Source organism: Curtobacterium sp. NPDC089689 (assembly GCF_044749145.1).
Taxonomy (GTDB): domain Bacteria; phylum Actinomycetota; class Actinomycetes; order Actinomycetales; family Microbacteriaceae; genus Curtobacterium.
Window position 1 is genome coordinate 206,689 of the sequence record NZ_JBIVHJ010000001.1, and the last position, 16,309, is coordinate 222,997.

Here is a 16,309-nt window from a genome sequence, read left to right on the forward strand (position 1 = left end):
CGTGAGCATCGACACGCCTCGTCCCTGGCTTGCCTCGTACGCCCCGGGGGTCCCGCACGACATCGACGAGCCGACGGGCTCCCTGTACGACCTGGTCGAGGAGTCCGCACGGCGGTTCCCGAAGCACGTCGCCCTGGAGTTCTTCGGCCGCACGACGACCTACGCCGAACTCGAGGAGCAGGTGCTCCGCGCCGCGAACGGCCTGCGCAGGGCCGGCGTAACGGCGGGCGACCGGGTGGCGATCGTCCTGCCGAACTGCCCCCAGCACGTCGTCGCGTTCTACGCCGCTCTCCGGCTCGGTGCGATCGTCGTCGAGCACAACCCGCTGTACACCCCGCGCGAGCTCCGCCACCAGTTCGAGGACCACGGCGCGAAGGTCGCGATCGTGTGGGACAAGTCCGTCGCCACCGTGCAGGACTTCCCGGCCGACGTGGCGCTCGACACGATCGTCTCCGTCGACCTCACCCGGGCGATGCCCCGCAGCACGCGGCTGGCCCTGTCGCTGCCGGTCGCGAAGGCCCGCGAGAGCCGCGCGAAGCTCACCACGAAGGTCCGCGGCACGACGAGGTGGGACGACCTCGTCGGGAGCCGGAAGCTCGCGAAGCGGCACCCGCGCCCGGCGACCGACACGGTCGCGTTGATCCAGTACACCTCCGGGACGACGGGCACGCCGAAGGGGGCGGTGCTGACGCACGGCAACCTCATCGCCAACGCCGCACAGGCACGGGCGTGGGTCCCGCAGATCCGCCGCGGCGACAACACCGTCTACGCGGTCCTGCCGATGTTCCACGCCTACGGCCTCACGCTCTGCCTGACCTTCGCGATGAGCATGGCCTCGCGGCTCGTGCTCTTCCCGGCGTTCGACCCGGCCCTCGTGCTCAAGGCCATGCGGAAGCACCCGCCGACCTTCCTCCCGGCAGTGCCCCCGATCTACGCTCGACTGCAGCACGCGGCGGACTCGGCGAAGGTCTCGCTCGAGGGCATCGAGATCGGCATCTCCGGCGCCATGCCGCTGTCGCAGGACGTCGTCGAGCCGTGGGAGGCCCGCACCGGCGGCTACCTCGTCGAGGGCTACGGGCTCTCCGAGTGCTCCCCCGTCCTCATGGCGAACCCGGTCTCCCCGGAGCGCCGACTCGGCTCGATCGGCCTCCCGCTGTCGTCGACCGAGGCACGCGTGACCGACCCGGACGACGCCACGAAGGTCCTCGGGACCGGCGAGGCCGGCGAACTCCAGGTCCGTGGCCCGCAGGTGTTCCGGGGCTACTGGGGCAAGGCGGAGGCCACGGACGAGGTCTTCACCGCCGACGGCTGGTTCCGCACCGGCGACATCGTCGCGATCGACCCCGACGGCTACGTCCGGATCGTCGACCGCCTCAAGGAGCTCATCATCACCGGTGGGTTCAACGTCTCACCGTCCGAGGTCGAGGACACCCTCATGCGCCACCCCAGCGTGCGCGAGGTCGCGGTGGTGGGCATCACGCAGGGCGGCAACGAGCAGGTCGTCGCCGCGGTCGTCCCGAAGGACCCGTCGTCGTTCGACGCGGACGCGCTCCGTGCGTGGTCGCGCGAGCACCTCACCCCGTACAAGGTGCCGCGGCGCATCGTCGTGGTCGAGGACCTCCCCCGTTCCATGATCGGGAAGGTGCTGCGCCGCAAGGTGCGCGACCAGATCACCGGCGGCTCCTGACGCGACCGGCACGACGGCCGGGAGGCCCGTGGCGGCGCCGCCACGGGCCTCCCGTCCGTCCCGCGGTCACGTCCATGGCGTGCACCGTCACGTCGACGGCGTGCACCGTCACGTCGACGGCGTGCGCCGTCACGTCGCGTCAGGACACGTGGACGCTCGGTCGGCGGTGCACGTCCGGCTCGGCCTCGCGCAGGACCTCGCGCGTCACCGGCGCGACGTCGCCGACGCCCGTGAACACGAAGCGCAGCGCGTTCTGGATCGGGCTGCCCTCGTTCCACTCGAAGTAGATGCTCGGCACGACCCCCGCGAGGTCGCGGATCGCGAGCAGCGTCGACGCGATGGTGTTCGGCACGTTGCCGGACCGGACCCGCAGGACCCGGTGACCGTGCACGACGTGGCCCTCGACGACGAGGTCCTCCTCGAAGTCGGACGAGTCCGCCGGCAGGACCTCGAGGAACATCGTCGGGACGCGCGCCGGGATGCCCGAGTCGCGGCGTTCCTCCCGCCCCTTCGACCGGTACGCCTCGGCCGTTCCCGCCCCGGGCTCGTTGGCGATGATGCAGACGGAGCTGAACTGGTCGGCGTCGGCCTCGACGAACTGCCGGGCGACGGCGTCGAGCTCGATCGACGAGGCGCGGAGCTCGAACGACCGCCGCACGCGGGACACCAGCGAGACGACCACGATCGCGATGATGAACACCGCGGCGATCCGGACGCCGTCCGGGCGTTCGATGACGTTCGCGACCGTCGTGTAGACGAAGACCACGGTGATGATCCCGAAGCCGATCGTGCGCTTCTTCTGTCCCTTGCGTCGTGCCGAGAGCGTCACCGCGACCGCCGCGCTGGTGATGAGCACGAGCACGCCGTTGGCGTACGCGCCACCCTGCGCGTCGACGTTCGCGTCGAAGAGGACCGTGATCGCGAAGGCGATGAGGGTGAAGATGACGACGAGCGGTCGGGTCGCGCGCGCCCACTGCGGCGCCATGCCGTAGCGCGGCAGGAAGCGGGGCACGAGGTTGAGCAGCCCGGCCATCGCACTCGCGCCCGCGAACCACAGGATCGCGACGGTCGAGAAGTCGTAGATCGATCCGAAGACGCCACCGAGGTACTCGTGCGCGAGGTATGCGAGCGCACGGCCGTTCGCCTGCCCGCCGGCCTGGAACTCGCGCTGCGGGATGAGGAACGTCGTGACGATCGACGAGGTGATGAGGAAGCTGCTCATGATGATCGCCGCCGTGGTGAGCAGTCGCTTCGTCCCGCGGATCCGACCCTCGGGCCGGGGCGACCCCGCGTCGGACGCGTCGCCGCGGACCTGCGGCATCACCGCGACGCCGGTCTCGAAGCCGGAGAGGCCGAGCGCGAGCTTGGGGAACACCACGAGCGCGATGCCGATCATGACCAGCGGGTTGCTGTGCTGGGCGGTCAGGCCGCTCCACCAGTCGCTCGCCACCATCGGGTTCTCGAACACGTGCGCGAGCGCCACCACGACCACGACCGCGTTGAGCGAGAGGTACACGGCGACGAGTCCGACCGCGATGCCGATGGCCTCCCGGAAGCCGCGGAGGAACACCACCCCGAGCAGGAGCAGCAGCGCGAGCGTGAGCGGCACCGGGATCTCGGTGAACCAGTGCGGCGTGAAGGGGTTCTCGGCGATGTGCGCGGTGGCGTCGGCGGCCGAGAGCGTCATCGTGATCATGAAGTCCGTGACCGCGAACCCGAGCAGCACGAGCACGAAGAGCTTGCCCGCCCACCACGGCAGGAGCTTCTCGAGCATCATGATCGACCCCGCACCCTTGAAGCTGTCCTGGGCCACCCGGCGGTACACGGGGAGCGCACCGAACAGGGTCACGAGCACGAGGACGATCGTCGCGATGGGCGAGAGCAGCCCGGCCGCGAGCGCGGCGATGGCCGGCTGGTAACCGAGCGTCGAGAAGTAGTCGACGCCGGTCAGGCACATCACGCGCCACCAGGAGTGGGTCTTCTCGACCTCGACCTGGTGCGGCCCCTGGTGGGAGGCGCCACGGTCGGTGCCCTCGAGCATCCAGCGCTTGAGGCGGCTTCGACGCTCGGGCAGGCGTCGGGGTTCGGTCGCGGTCACGGGATGATGCTAAGCGGTCACGGAGTCGTCCCGGTGCACCCTGTCGCGCTCCTCACTTCGCGCTGATGCGGGTGTACTTGTTCACCGCCCACGGGACGAACACGACGAGCATCACCGCGATGCCGATGAGCACGGTGACGACGGGGTGCTGCATGGTCCAGATGTCCGGCACCGGTGCCGACCCGACGTTGCCGAAGAGCTCACGGGCGGCCTGCACGAGGGAGGACACCGGGTTCCACTCCGCGAACACCCGCAGCACGAGCGGCAGCGTGTCGCTCGGCACGAACGCGTTCGAGATGAAGGTCAACGGGAAGAGGATCATGAACGAGGCGTTGTTGATCACCTCCGGCGTCTTGACGCTCATCCCGAGCAGCGCCATCACCCAGCTGAACGCGTAGCTGAACAGCAGGAGCAGCGCGATGCCGGCGAGGAACTCCAGCGGCGAGGAGTTCACCCGCCACCCGACGGCGAGCCCGGTGAGCATCATGATCACCATCGAGATGCCGTTGAGGACGAGGTCGGAGTTCGTGCGTCCGATGAGCACCGCCGAGGCCGACATGGGCAGCGTGCGGAAGCGGTCGATCAGGCCCTCCTTGAGGTCCTGCGCCATCGCCGACCCCGAGAACGTGGCACCGAACACGACGGTCTGCGCGAAGATGCCCGCCATGAGGAACTGCGTGTAGTCCGTGCCCTTGACGTCGATCGCGCCGCCGTAGACCTGGCTGAAGAGCAGGACGAACATGATCGGTTGCAGCACGGCGAACACGAGCATGTCCGGCGACCGCTTGATCTTCGTGAGGTTCCGCTTCGTGACGGTCCAGCCGTCCTCGAGCCAGACGGCAACCGGCGAGGTGATCGCGACGGGGAGCGCCCGACCCGGCGCCGAGACGGTGGCGGTCATCGCGCCGACTCCTTCTGCTTCTGCTTCTGCTTCGTGCGGCTCGGTCCCGTGGCGGTGTCGTCGGGTTCGTCCTCGGTCGCGGCGTGACCGGTGAGCCGGAGGAACACGTCGTCGAGGGTGGGACGACGCATCCCGGCGTCGTGCAGGTCGATGCCCGCCTCGCCCAGGTCGGCGAGCACCCGCTGGAGCGCGGTCGGCCCGGCGTCCACCGCGATGGCGTACGTGCGGCCGTCGCCGGAGACCTCGACGTCACCCACGCCGTACCGGCGGAGCGCGGTGGTGGCGGCGTCCCCGTCCGCAGCGTCGACCAGGGTCACGACCACGCGGTGTCCGCCGACCTGTGCCTTCAGCTGGTCGGCGGTGCCCTCGGCGATGACGGTGCCGCCGTCGATCACCGCGATGTCGTCGGCGAGACGGTCGGCTTCCTCGAGGTACTGGGTCGTGAGGAGCACCGTCGCACCGTCCGCGACCAGGCCCTCGATGATGTCCCAGAGGGCGAGTCGGCTCCGCGGGTCGAGTCCGGTGGTGGGCTCGTCGAGGAACAGCACGCGCGGGTTCATCACGAGGGCGCCGGCGAGGTCGATGCGGCGACGCATGCCGCCCGAGAAGCCCTTCACCGGCCGGTCGCCGGCCTCGGACAGGTCGAACACGTCGATCAGCTGCCGGGCTCGTTCCCGCGCGGTCCGACGGCCGAGGTGGTACAGCCGGCCGATCATCTCGAGGTTCTCGAACCCGGTCAGGTTCTCGTCGACCGCGGCGTACTGCCCGGACACCCCGATGGACCGGCGGGTCGCCTGTGGGTCCCGCACGACGTCGACGCCGTCGATCGTCGCGGTGCCGCTGTCAGGGGTGATGAGGGTGGTCAGCACCTTGACCGTGGTGGTCTTGCCCGCGCCGTTCGGGCCGAGCAGGGCCTTGACGGTGCCCTGGGGGACGGCGAGGTCGAGCCCCGCCAGTGCGTGCACGGGGCCGGACTTCGACCGGTAGGTCTTGGTCAGTCCGCTTGCTTCGATGATCGCCATGTCGCTCCTCGTTCGAGCATGGAGAATACCAGTGTGTCAGCGAGTGACCGGACACCTGTGGGCGACCGTTGCCGATCGTTCCGCGCGCTCAGACGTCGAAGTCACCACCGAAGTCGCCACCGAAGTCGCCGCCCCAGTCGGAGCCGCCGTCGGCAGACGCTTCGTCGTACCCGCCACCAGTGTCCCCCGAACCGCCGTCATCCGCAGCGTCGGTACCGCCGTCGAACGAACCGGGATCCGGCAGGAAGGCACTCATGATCGCCGAGCCGATGACGTAGCCCGCCACCGTGCCGAGGATCGAGGCTCCGACCATGCGGCCGAACGACGGCCCCTGGCGTCCGCCGAACCCACCGCCGACACCGCCGCCGCCCATCCCGCCGAGCGAGCGCTCCATGAACCCCGGCTGCCGGATCTCGGACCGCGTCGCCGCCTGGGCGAGGGAGCGCGGGTCGTCCCCGCGCGGGGCCTCGCCCGCGGGGGCGCTGCGGGTGAACTCGTCGTAGACCATGCGCCGCTGCTCGGGCGTCAGGGTCGCGAACGCCTCGGCGTGCACCTCCTCGATGCGCTCCGGCGGCGCGGTGCGGAGCAGGTAGCGGTAGCGCTCGACGGCGCGTTCGTCCTCGGCCGACCCGGCCTGCGGCGCCGGTCCCCCAGCAGGAGCGCCGGCTGGTGATCCGGACCCCCACTGCGGCGCTCCGGACGGCACCTGGTACGACTGCTGCCCGTAGCGGTAGCCCTGTTGCTGCGGCTGCTGCGGCTGCCCCCACTGGTTCTGGTCCTGCTGCGGGCGCTCGGGGCGGCCGAGCAGTCGATCGAGGAAACCCATGGTCCGTGCTCCTTCGGGAGGTCGGTGCGGTGCTGGGATGCCGAGCCTACGAGCGGCGAGCGGCCGGTCCCTGTACGCCGACTCAGAGAACGCCGAGCGCCGACGCCCAGACCGTGTGCAGCTCGTCGGCGGCACCGGGGTGGGCGACGAGGAACGGCTCGCCGAGCGGAGGGAACCCGTCGACGGGACCGCTGCGCGTCAGCACGACGCCACCGGCCTCGTGCACGAGCAGCACCGCGGCGCCGTGGTCCACCGGGTCGAACGCGGACACGCAGCCGCCGATGCCCCGTCCGGCTGCGACCTGCGCGATCGTGAGCGTGCCCGAACCCAGCACCCGGAGCGTGCACGACCGCTCCGCGAGGGCGTCGAGGAACCTCCCGAATGCGGGCCAGGGCCGGTGCCCGTCGAGCTCGGTGCCGACGACCGCGCCGGCGAGCGGCCGCGGGTCGTCGTCCAGGCGCAGGGGTCGGTCGCGCAGGACGGCCCCGCGCCCGCGTCGGGCCTCGAGGACCTCGCCGCGCCACGGGTCCGCCACGACCCCGACGACCGGCTGCCCGCCGCGGGTGAGGCAGAGCGACATCGACGTCCACGGGACGCCGTTCGCCAGGTTGGTGGTGCCGTCGACGGGGTCGAGGTACCAGCGGTGCCGGTCGCCGGGCGCGTCGCCGTACTCCTCTCCGGTGAAGCCGTGGGTCGGGAAGGCTGCTCGGACCCGTCCTCGGACGTGTTGCTCGACCAGACGGTCCACGTCCGTGACCAGGTCGGCGGCGTGGGCCTTCGTGGCGACCTGCCCGACCGGGTGCTCGCGGGTGAAGGCGACCACCTCGTGTGCGATGCGGTGCGCGAGGGCCTGTGCCCGTGAGGCGACCTCGGCCTCCGTGGGCTCGTGCGCGGCCGTCGGCCAGCCGTCCCGCTCCGCCGCCGCGAACGTCGCGTGCAGGGTCGCGAGGTCGTCGGTCGCGACGAGGTCCGCCCCCGTCCTGGCCGCCCAGAGCGCCGGCTCCGGGTCGTCGACGGTCCGCACCGCGACCCGCAGGCCGAGCCGGTGCGCGGCCGCCACGGTGCGCGGCGTGAGGAACGCGACGTCGAGGTCGAGCGTCGACGGCTCGGCACCGGCATCGGTACCCGCAGCGGCACCGGCGAGGTCGTCGCAGGTGGGCGGCTCGAGCGACTCCCACGCGAGCCACGTGTCCGCGTCCGGCAGGGCCTCCCGGACAGCGCGCAGGGCGTCCGGGGCCCCGCGCCAGGCCACCGACACGTCGGCGGACGACGTCGCGACCGTGTCCGCCGCGACCTCGGCGTCCTCCGCCGAACGGCACGTGACCACGAGGGCGGACCGGCAGCCGTCGAGCCGCTCCAGCACGGCGTCGAGTCGGGGGATGCGGTCGAGACCGTTGCCGAGGCGGGCGACCTCGCACCACGGCACCTCGTCCACACGGCGGGCGTCGCCCCACAGTCGTCCGAGGGTCTCGTCGTGGAGCAGGACGGCGACACCGTCGGACGTCCGGCGGACGTCGACCTCGATCACCTCCGCGCCGAGCGCCTCCGCGACCGCGACGGCGGGCATCGTGTTCTCCCGTCGGACCCGCGGCGCGCCGCCCCGGGCGACCAGCGCCGGACGCGTCCCCGGTCGCAGGTGACCCGTCGTCGGTGCCTGGTCGAGCGTCGTCATCCGAGCATCGTGCCGCCGCCGGGCGAACCCCCGGTGACGCGCCGGTGAACGCCGATCGTCAGCGCACCCGCACCCGACCGTCAGCGCACCCGCGTCCGACCGTCAGCGCATCCGCGCCCGACCGTCAGCGCGCCGGCGCCCCGACCGAGCGCCGCTCGCGCCGGGCGACGAGCAGCCCCGCGACCAGACGCCACCCCAGCAGGAACACCGCGAGCACGATCGTCGCGACGATGACGAACGACACCGGGAGCGGGTTCCCGTCGACGACGCCCTGCCCCGTCTCGACCCGGACGGCCATCCCGATGAACACGGTCAGGACCCACACGACGACCCCGGTCGGCCAGAGGCGCAGCGGACGACCCCACGCACCGCTCGAGACGTAGCCGATCGCCCAGCCCGCGAGGAACGGGTACGCGGTGGTCCAGAGGCCGAGCGGCGAGAACGCCTCGGCGTGCGAGGACCGACCGATCGCGGCGAATGCGACGATGAGGACGATGTCGACGACGGCTGCGAGCCAGCCCCAGGTACGAGTCACCCCGCCATTGTCCCGCGCCGATCAGAAGAGTCCGTCGCGCCGGTCCTCCCCGAGTCCGTCGAACCCGCGGAACATGTCGGACACGAGCGCCTCGATCTGCGGCTCGACCAGCCGCTCGACGGCCTCGGCGATCCGCGGCCGGTGCTCGATCAGCGCCAGGCACACGGCCGTCCCGGTGGCACGGGCACACTCGTCGGAGAGCTCGATCTCGTGTCGGAGCGCGGCCTTCGCCTCGTCGGACAGCGGTTCGCGCGGCGTCTGCTCCCCCGCCCCGGTACCGGTCATCTCGCCGAGCGTGAACAGGAACGGCGATCCCGGCGAGGGCTCCGGGTCGACGTCGAGCCCCTGGAACTCGGGCGACAGCCCCTCGGTCGGCTGGTAGCCCGCGTGCCGCTTGCGCGCCGCCGCGCGCTCGAGTTCGCGGTGCAGCAGCGGAAGGTTCCGCGCCGTGTAGTCGTCGACCGCGTCCTCGATGATCGTCGAGATGCGTCCGATGAGGGCGTGCTGGACCGCGTGCGGCACGTCCGGCCCGAACCCGGCCGCGCTCGCGATCGGCGACCCGGTGCACTTCCGGCAGATGCGGGTCCGCGGGCGTGCGGTGCCGATCTGCCACCGCGGCAACCACCGCAACCAGACGTCGACGGCGCTCCGCACGCGACCGTCGATGCCGTCCATCCCTCAACAGTAGGCCTGGAGGCCCGGATCACCCCCGCCATCCCGCGCGCGTGGACGAAACGGTCGGGTCGTCAGGCCTTCGGTTCCGTCACGAAGTCGATGAGCTCCTCGACACGGCCGAGCAGCTGCGGCTCGAGGTCCGCGAACGTGCGGACCCGGCCGAGGATGCGCTGCCACGCGCGCGCGATGTCGGCCTGCTCGGCGTGCGGCCAGCCGAGGTGCTGGCAGATGCCCTGCTTCCACTCGACGGAGCGCGGGATCGTCGGCCACGCTTCGAGGCCGAGCCGCGCGGGCTTGACCGACTGCCAGACGTCGACGAACGGGTGCCCGACGACGAGCACGTGCGCGCCCCACTTCCCGCGCATCACGGCGTCGGCGAACCGGGACTCCTTCGAGCCCGGCACGAGGTGGTCGACGAGGACGCCCACGCGGCGCTCCCGGGTCGGCCGGAAGTCGTCCAGGACGTCCGCGAGGTTGTCCACCCCGGAGAGCTCCTCGACGACGACGCCCTCGACGCGGAGGTCGGCTCCCCAGACCTTCTCGACGAGTTCGGCGTCGTGCTTGCCCTCGACCATGATCCGCGACGGCAGCGCCACACGCGCGCGCTGCTGCTCGACCGCGAACGATCCGGACGCGGTGCGGAGGCGACCACCGTCGGACGCGTGCTGCACCGCTGGAGCCGATCCGGGCCTCCTGGCCGGTGGAGCAGCCGCGGCAGACCGCCCGGCCGTACCGGTCACACCGGCACTGTTGCCCGCTCGACGCCCGACGGGCGCCTGCGGACGCCCCAGCGTGACGAGCTCGCCCTCGAGCAGGAACTGCCCGGTGAAGGGGAACGACCGCGTGCGGCCCTTCCAGTCCTCGAGCTCGACGTTGCCGGCCTCGAGCCGCACCACCGCGCCGGCCCAGCCGGTCGTGGGGTCCTCGAGCACCATGTCCCGCTCGAGCGGCACCTGCCGCACCTTCTTCACGCCCCGCGAGCGCCAGTCGCCCGAGAGGACGTCGTTGCCGTACCGGTCGTCGTCCACCCGCAGGAGCGTAGTGTCGATGCGGCCCAGGACGACGTCGCCGGGCCGGACACCCACCCATCCGACGGAAGGCACCCCCGTGCGCGCAGCCATCATCCACGCCCCGAACGACGTCCGCGTCGAGGACCGCGACCGACCGACCGTCCTGACGCCGGGGGACGTCGTCGTCCAGGTCGTCGCGGCGTGCGTCTGCGGCTCCGACCTCTGGCCCTACCGCGGCGTGACCGAGACGAAGCGGCCGCGGCCGATCGGCCACGAGCTCGTCGGCACGGTGGTGGAGGTCGGCGACGCGGTCACCGACCTCCACGAGGGCGACTTCGTCATCTCCCCCTTCACCATGAACGACGGCACGTGCCAGGCCTGCCGCCACGGCATGACCACCGGGTGCGAGCACCTGTCCGGGTTCGGCGGGAAGGACGCGTACGGCGACCCGGTCGGCGGCGCGCAGGCCGAGTACGTGCGCATCCCGGACGCCTCGGCGACGCTCGTGGCGGTCCCCGGGCCGGTCGATCCCGCGCTCGTCCCGTCGCTCCTCACCCTGTCGGACGTGTTCTCCACCGGACACCACGCAGCGGTGTCGGCACAGGTCGGCCCGGGCCGGACCGTCGTCGTGGTCGGCGACGGTGCGGTGGGGCTCTCGGCGGTGCTCGCGTCGAAGCGACTCGGGGCGGAGCGCATCATCGCGATGAGCCGGCACGCCGACCGGCAGGCCCTCGCACGGGAGTTCGGCGCCACCGACATCGTCTCGGAGCGCGGTGCCGAGGGCGTCGCGGCGATCCGCGAGCTGCTCGGCGGGGACCTCGCCGACTCCGCGGTCGAGGCCGTCGGCACCGAGGAGAGCATGGACCAGGCCCTGCACTCGGTCCGCCCCGGAGGTGCACTCGGGTTCGTCGGGGTCCCGCACGGGGTGCCGACCATCGGGACGCGCTACCTCTTCGACACGAACATCTCCGTCGCGGGCGGGATGGCCCCGGCACGGAAGTACATCCCCGAGCTGCTGCCCGACGTGCTCTCGGGCGCGATCGACCCGGGCCGGGTGTTCGACCTCGAGCTGCCGCTCGACGAGACCGCTGAGGCGTACCGGGCGATGGACGAGCGTCGCGCGATCAAGGTGCTGCTCCGCCCGTAGCCCGCGTTCCGCGGTGCGGAACCCGTGTTTCGGATCTGTGAACAAACCTTTCAGTAAAGAAGGTTGTCCGTTACAGTCCTCGCATGAGCACTCGTGGACGCACTCCCGGCCAGCCCGGTCTGCTGCGCGTGCTCAACGACCGAGCCGCTCTCGAGCTGCTCCTCGACGAGGGGCCGCTCACCCGGAACGAGATCGCGGGCCGCACCGGGCTGAGCAAGCCCACCGCAGCTGAGATCATCCGCCGACTCGAGTCCGCCGACCTCATCCGCGCCGCGGGCACCGAGGCCCAGGCCGGCCGGCGTGGCCCGAGCGCGGCGGTGTACGAGGCCATCACCGACCGTGACCTCGCGGTGGCCGTCGACGTCCAGCTCGTCGACGTCCGCTCCACCGTCGTGGACGCGGTCGGTCGGCCCTACCCGGTCGCCACGCACACCATGACGCCCGACGAGGTGCGCGCCCCCGGAGCGGACATCGTCGCCGCCGCGATCGCCCGTGCAGCGTCGGCTGCCGGCATCGACGAGGACCTCGTCACGGCGGTCGCGGTCGGTGTGCAGGCCTCGGTCGACCACACCACGGACACCCTGATCTTCACCGACGGCCTGCCCGGCTGGCCGCGTGAGCGTGTCGCGGCGACGCTCTCGGCCGAACTCGGTGTGCAGGTCGTCGTCGAGAACGACGCCAACCTCGCCGCGATCGCCGAGCGGAGCATGGGCGCCGGCCGGACCGTCGGCTCCTTCGCCCTGTTCTGGATGGCCGAGGGCCTCGGCATGGCACTCGACCTCGACGGCCGCTTGCACACCGGGGCCTCCGGAGCCGCCGGTGAGATCGGCTACCTCGGTGTGCCCGCCGACGCACGCCCCATCGACCCGACGGCCACGATCATCGCGGACCTCATCTCCGAGTCCGCGATCACCGCGCTCGCCGCCGAGCACGGGATCACCGCACCGGACGGCTCACCGGCCGACTGGCGCGAGGTGCTCCTGCGGCTGCCCGGACTCCCCGAGCAGCACCCCTTCACGACCGCCCTCGGCGAGCGCATCGGGCACAACGTGCTCCCCGCCCTCGCCGTCGCCGATCCCGAGACGGTCGTCCTGCACGGCCCGACCGGCATCGCGGGCGGTCCCGCCCTGGCCGCCGCCGTGACCGCCTGGCTCCGGACCCGCACCCGCTGGTCCACCGCCGTGGTCGCACCCGGTGTCCCCGACACACCCGTCCTGCACGGAGCACGGCACGTCCTCATCGACGTGGTGCGCTCCGCACTCGCCGCCCGGGTCGACCGCATCAGTGACGATGCACCGACCCCCGTCGAGCGCACCTGACCAGCACCACCCACCCGCACCACTCGAGGCACCACCACCAGCCCTGTCCCAGGGCTCTTCGGCGCGCCCGGAAACGGGCCGCGCCGGAGCGAGCGCAGAGAGCGAGTCCCACATGTCACTCCCCAGTCCCAGGATCCGGCGGATCGTCGCCGCGACCGCCGTCGCCGCCACCGGAGCGCTCGTCATCGCGGGCTGCAGTTCGGGGTCGAGCGCCGACAGCATCGACAAGACCGCGCCGAAGGAGCTCACGGGCACCGTCTCCCTGTGGCACTTCTTCACGGGCCGTGAGGCCGGCGTGGTCAAGTCGGCCGTCGCGGGCTTCGAGAAGGCCAACCCCGGCGTCACGGTCGACATCCACGCCGGCCAGGACGACGAGAAGCTGCAGAAGGCGATCTCGTCGGGCCAGAACATCGACGTCGGCCTGTCCTACTCGACCGCGATCGTCGGGAGCTTCTGCTCGTCCGGTGCCTTCCGCGACCTCACTCCGTACGTCGAGCGGGACAAGGTCGACCTCTCCGACATCCCGAAGGCCGTGCGGTCGTACACCGAGTACAAGGGCAAGCGCTGCACCCTCCCGGCCCTCGCGGACGTCAGCGCGCTCATGTACAACAAGCCGCTGCTCGAGAAGGCCGGCATCAGCACCCCGCCGAAGACCCTCGACGAGCTGAAGACCGACGCACTCAAGCTCACGACCTACAACGCCGACGGGTCGATCAAGCAGCTCGGCTTCAACCCGCTGATCGACTTCTACGAGAACTCCCCCGAGCACTGGGCGCCGATGATCGACGGCCGTTGGCTCGACAGCAAGGGCAACAGCGAGATCGGCACCTCTTCCGCGTGGAAGCAGCTCATCGCCTGGCAGAAGGACTTCGTCGACGAGATCGGCTACGACAAGCTCAAGGCGTTCACGTCCGGCCTCGGGCAGGAGTTCGCGGCCGACAACGCGTTCCAGACCGGCCAGGTCGCCATGCAGATCGACGGCGAGTACCGGACGGCGTTCATCAAGGACCAGAAGCCGGACCTCGACTACGGCACCGCCCCCACCCCGGTGATGGAGGGCCTCGGCAACTACGGCTCGACCTACATCGCGGGCAACGTGGCGGGCATCGCGAAGGGATCGAAGCACCCCGAGCTCGCCTGGGCACTCCTGAAGTACCTGTCGACGAACACCGACGCGCAGGTCACGATGGCGAACGGGCTGAAGAACATCCCGACGATCACCTCGGCACTCGAGTCACCGAAGCTCGAGGTCGACGAGAACTACAAGACCTTCGTCGACGTCGCGGGCAACAAGGACACGATGACGTCGCCCGGCACCGCCGACGGCGCCGCCTACATCGGCACGTTCACGAAGTTCTGGCAGGCCTACCAAGAGAACGGCGGGAACCTCGACCAGAAGCTGAAGCAGCTCGACGAGGACATCGACAACGCCAACCAGCTGGCGGGTCCGTGATGACGGACGTCACCACCCCCGGAACGGACAGCCTGGAGGCGCGGCCCACCCGCGCCTCCCGGCCGGCCGGCCCAGCCGGGTCGCCTCGCACCCCGTCCGGTGCGCCCGCGCGCACGTCGCGTCGGCGCCGCAGCGCCGAGTCCCGGCGTCGCACCGTCGCCCTGACGATGCTCGCGCCGGCGATCCTCGGGCTCGTGGTCTTCTTCGCGTACCCGTTGGTCGCGTCGATCGTGTACTCGTTCACGCGGTACAACCAGCTGCAGGAGCCGCAGTTCGTCGGACTGCTCAACTACCGCTTCCTGTTCACGCAGGACCCGCAGATCGGGGCCGCGGTCGTCAACACGATCTGGTTCGTGGTGATCCTCGTGCCGGTCCGGATCGTCTGCGCACTGCTCGTCGCCGGGCTGCTCAGCCGAGCGAAGGCGGCCACCGGGTTCTGGCGGACGCTGTTCTACCTGCCGGCGCTGGTGCCGCCGGTGGCGAGTGTCGTCGCGTTCGTGTTCCTGTTCAACCCCGGCACCGGGCCCGTGAACCAGATCCTGCGGTTCTTCGGCATCGACGGTCCCCTGTGGTTCAACGACCCGGCGTGGTCGAAGCCGTCGCTCGTGATCATGGGCGTCTGGGTCATGGGCGACATCATGATCATCTTCCTCGCAGCGCTGCTCGACGTCCCCCGTGACCTCTACGAGGCAGCGTCACTCGACGGCGCGAACGGCCCACAACAGGTGCGCCACATCACCCTGCCGACCATCGCGCCCGTCATCGGGTTCGCGGTCGTCACGGGGGTGATCGCGGCGCTCCAGTACTTCACCGAGGCAGCCGTCGCGTCCGGGGTGGCGTCGGGCAAGGCGACGATCGGTGGTGGCACGGCGGCGCAGCTCGGGTACCCGGGCACCTCGCTGCTGACCTACACCGAGCTGCTGTACCAGCACGGGTTCGCGAACTTCCAGTTCGGCTACGCCTCCGCGATGGCCGTGGTGCTGTTCGTGGTCACCGCGATCGTCCTCGTCCTCACCATGCGCCGCATCTCCGTCTTCCGACCCGAGGAGTCCTGATGACCGCCGTGTCCCAGTCCCCGCTCGCCCGGGCACCCCGCGGAGCCGCTCCGGGCGGCTCGACGCCCGGCACCGCCCGCGGCCCGCGCCGGAGCCTGCTGGTCTGGATCGCCGAGCACGCGGCCCTCGTCGCGCTCGGGGTGGTCACCATCGCCCCGATCGTGTTCGTCGTGCTGACGTCGCTCATGTCGAGCAACCAGGCCCTGACGGCGTCGATCATCCCGAAGCCGTTCGACCTCGCGAACTACGGCCGGGTGTTCACCGAGCTGCCCCTCGCGCAGTGGTTCGGCAACTCCGCGCTGTACGCCGTGCTCGCGACCGCGTTCATGCTCCTCAGCTCTGTTCCGGCGGCGTACGCCCTGGCCCAGATCAGGTTCCGGGGCGCGAACGCGATCTTCACGATCATCATCGTGGCGATGCTCCTGCCACCCCAGGTCACCGCCGTGCCCGTCTACGTGATGTGGTCCGAACTGCACCTCACCGGGACGCTGTGGCCACTGATCCTGCCGAACCTGCTCGGCGACGCGTTCAGCATCTTCCTGCTCCGCCAGTTCTTCCTGACGATCCCGAAGGAGTACGGCGACGCCGCCCGCATGGACGGCTGCAGCGAGTGGGGCGTGCTCGCCCGCGTCGTCGTCCCGATGGCACTGCCGGGTATCGCGTCGGCGGCGATCTTCATGTTCTTCCACTCCTGGAACGACTACTACGGGCCGCTGCTCTACGCGTCCGAGAACCAGGCCGCGTGGCCGGTGGCGTACGGCCTCGCCACGTTCCGCGGTCAGCACGGTACCGACTGGTCGATGACGATGGCGATGACCGTCGTCGTCATGGTCCCGGTCGTCGTCATCTTCTTCTTCGCACAGAAGGCATTCGTCGAGGGCATCGCGCTCACCGGCGTGAAGGGATAGC

At 71.2% G+C, this 16,309-nt stretch carries 14 protein-coding genes; 6 read left to right on the forward strand and 8 right to left on the reverse strand.

The window, feature by feature from the left end:
* The first annotated feature begins 1 nt into the window (after position 1).
* On the forward strand, positions 2-1,687 hold the full coding sequence (locus tag ACIPYW_RS00995) for a long-chain-fatty-acid--CoA ligase (protein ID WP_400409991.1): 1,686 nt from the start codon (positions 2-4) through the stop codon (positions 1,685-1,687).
* Positions 1,688-1,826: 139 nt separating this feature from the next.
* Here the strand turns inward: ACIPYW_RS00995 and ACIPYW_RS01000 are convergent, their stop codons facing one another.
* From ACIPYW_RS01000 to ACIPYW_RS01035, 8 genes are all read right to left on the reverse strand, one after another.
* The gene (locus ACIPYW_RS01000) at positions 1,827-3,728 is read right to left on the reverse strand and encodes an amino acid transporter (protein WP_400412480.1); all 1,902 of its coding nucleotides are present in this window, start codon (positions 3,726-3,728) and stop codon (positions 1,827-1,829) included.
* A gap of 109 nt (positions 3,729-3,837) precedes the next feature.
* Entirely contained in the window at positions 3,838-4,686 is an 849-nt protein-coding gene (locus tag ACIPYW_RS01005) for an ABC transporter permease (RefSeq protein ID WP_400409994.1), read from the reverse strand.
* Entirely contained in the window at positions 4,683-5,708 is a 1,026-nt protein-coding gene (locus ACIPYW_RS01010; RefSeq protein WP_400409996.1) for an ATP-binding cassette domain-containing protein, read from the reverse strand. The genes ACIPYW_RS01005 and ACIPYW_RS01010 overlap by 4 nt, the downstream gene beginning before the upstream one ends.
* 88 nt (positions 5,709-5,796) lie before the next feature.
* On the reverse strand, positions 5,797-6,534 hold the full coding sequence (locus tag ACIPYW_RS01015) for a hypothetical protein (protein WP_400409998.1): 738 nt from the start codon (positions 6,532-6,534) through the stop codon (positions 5,797-5,799).
* Between the two features lie 82 nt (positions 6,535-6,616).
* On the reverse strand, positions 6,617-8,206 hold the full coding sequence (locus tag ACIPYW_RS01020) for an inositol monophosphatase family protein (RefSeq protein WP_400410001.1): 1,590 nt from the start codon (positions 8,204-8,206) through the stop codon (positions 6,617-6,619).
* Between the two features lie 124 nt (positions 8,207-8,330).
* A complete protein-coding gene (locus ACIPYW_RS01025) occupies positions 8,331-8,741 on the reverse strand; it encodes a DUF3054 domain-containing protein (RefSeq protein ID WP_290132441.1) in 411 nt (136 codons plus the stop codon).
* A gap of 21 nt (positions 8,742-8,762) precedes the next feature.
* Positions 8,763-9,416, reverse strand: coding sequence for a spermidine/putrescine ABC transporter substrate-binding protein (locus ACIPYW_RS01030; protein WP_400410004.1), 654 nt, complete (start codon positions 9,414-9,416; stop codon positions 8,763-8,765).
* Positions 9,417-9,487: 71 nt separating this feature from the next.
* The gene (locus ACIPYW_RS01035) at positions 9,488-10,444 is read right to left on the reverse strand and encodes a DUF3097 domain-containing protein (protein ID WP_290132443.1); all 957 of its coding nucleotides are present in this window, start codon (positions 10,442-10,444) and stop codon (positions 9,488-9,490) included.
* Between the two features lie 79 nt (positions 10,445-10,523).
* On the opposite strand from ACIPYW_RS01035, the gene ACIPYW_RS01040 reads away from it, so the two are divergent.
* From ACIPYW_RS01040 to ACIPYW_RS01060, 5 genes are all read left to right on the forward strand, one after another.
* The gene (locus ACIPYW_RS01040; protein ID WP_290132444.1) at positions 10,524-11,573 is read left to right on the forward strand and encodes a zinc-binding dehydrogenase; all 1,050 of its coding nucleotides are present in this window, start codon (positions 10,524-10,526) and stop codon (positions 11,571-11,573) included.
* 83 nt (positions 11,574-11,656) lie between these two features.
* Positions 11,657-12,892, forward strand: coding sequence for an ROK family protein (locus ACIPYW_RS01045; RefSeq protein WP_400410007.1), 1,236 nt, complete (start codon positions 11,657-11,659; stop codon positions 12,890-12,892).
* A gap of 112 nt (positions 12,893-13,004) precedes the next feature.
* The gene (locus ACIPYW_RS01050) at positions 13,005-14,345 is read left to right on the forward strand and encodes an extracellular solute-binding protein (protein ID WP_400410010.1); all 1,341 of its coding nucleotides are present in this window, start codon (positions 13,005-13,007) and stop codon (positions 14,343-14,345) included.
* On the forward strand, positions 14,345-15,400 hold the full coding sequence (locus ACIPYW_RS01055; protein ID WP_400410013.1) for a carbohydrate ABC transporter permease: 1,056 nt from the start codon (positions 14,345-14,347) through the stop codon (positions 15,398-15,400). Before ACIPYW_RS01050 ends, ACIPYW_RS01055 begins: the two co-directional genes overlap by 1 nt.
* The gene (locus ACIPYW_RS01060) at positions 15,400-16,308 is read left to right on the forward strand and encodes a carbohydrate ABC transporter permease (RefSeq protein WP_400410016.1); all 909 of its coding nucleotides are present in this window, start codon (positions 15,400-15,402) and stop codon (positions 16,306-16,308) included. Before ACIPYW_RS01055 ends, ACIPYW_RS01060 begins: the two co-directional genes overlap by 1 nt.
* Position 16,309: the final 1 nt, after the last annotated feature.

Coding starts and splice junctions, on each gene's coding strand:
- ACIPYW_RS01050 (WP_400410010.1), top strand. CDS start 13,005: ATGTCACTCCCCAGTCCCAGGATCCGGCGGATCGTCGCCGCGACCGCC.
- ACIPYW_RS01045 (WP_400410007.1), top strand. CDS start 11,657: ATGAGCACTCGTGGACGCACTCCCGGCCAGCCCGGTCTGCTGCGCGTG.
- ACIPYW_RS01000 (WP_400412480.1), bottom strand. CDS start 3,728: ATGCTCGAGGGCACCGACCGTGGCGCCTCCCACCAGGGGCCGCACCAG.
- ACIPYW_RS01020 (WP_400410001.1), bottom strand. CDS start 8,206: ATGACGACGCTCGACCAGGCACCGACGACGGGTCACCTGCGACCGGGG.
- ACIPYW_RS01010 (WP_400409996.1), bottom strand. CDS start 5,708: ATGGCGATCATCGAAGCAAGCGGACTGACCAAGACCTACCGGTCGAAG.
- ACIPYW_RS01030 (WP_400410004.1), bottom strand. CDS start 9,416: ATGGACGGCATCGACGGTCGCGTGCGGAGCGCCGTCGACGTCTGGTTG.
- ACIPYW_RS01015 (WP_400409998.1), bottom strand. CDS start 6,534: ATGGGTTTCCTCGATCGACTGCTCGGCCGCCCCGAGCGCCCGCAGCAG.
- ACIPYW_RS01060 (WP_400410016.1), top strand. CDS start 15,400: ATGACCGCCGTGTCCCAGTCCCCGCTCGCCCGGGCACCCCGCGGAGCC.
- ACIPYW_RS01005 (WP_400409994.1), bottom strand. CDS start 4,686: ATGACCGCCACCGTCTCGGCGCCGGGTCGGGCGCTCCCCGTCGCGATC.
- ACIPYW_RS01055 (WP_400410013.1), top strand. CDS start 14,345: ATGACGGACGTCACCACCCCCGGAACGGACAGCCTGGAGGCGCGGCCC.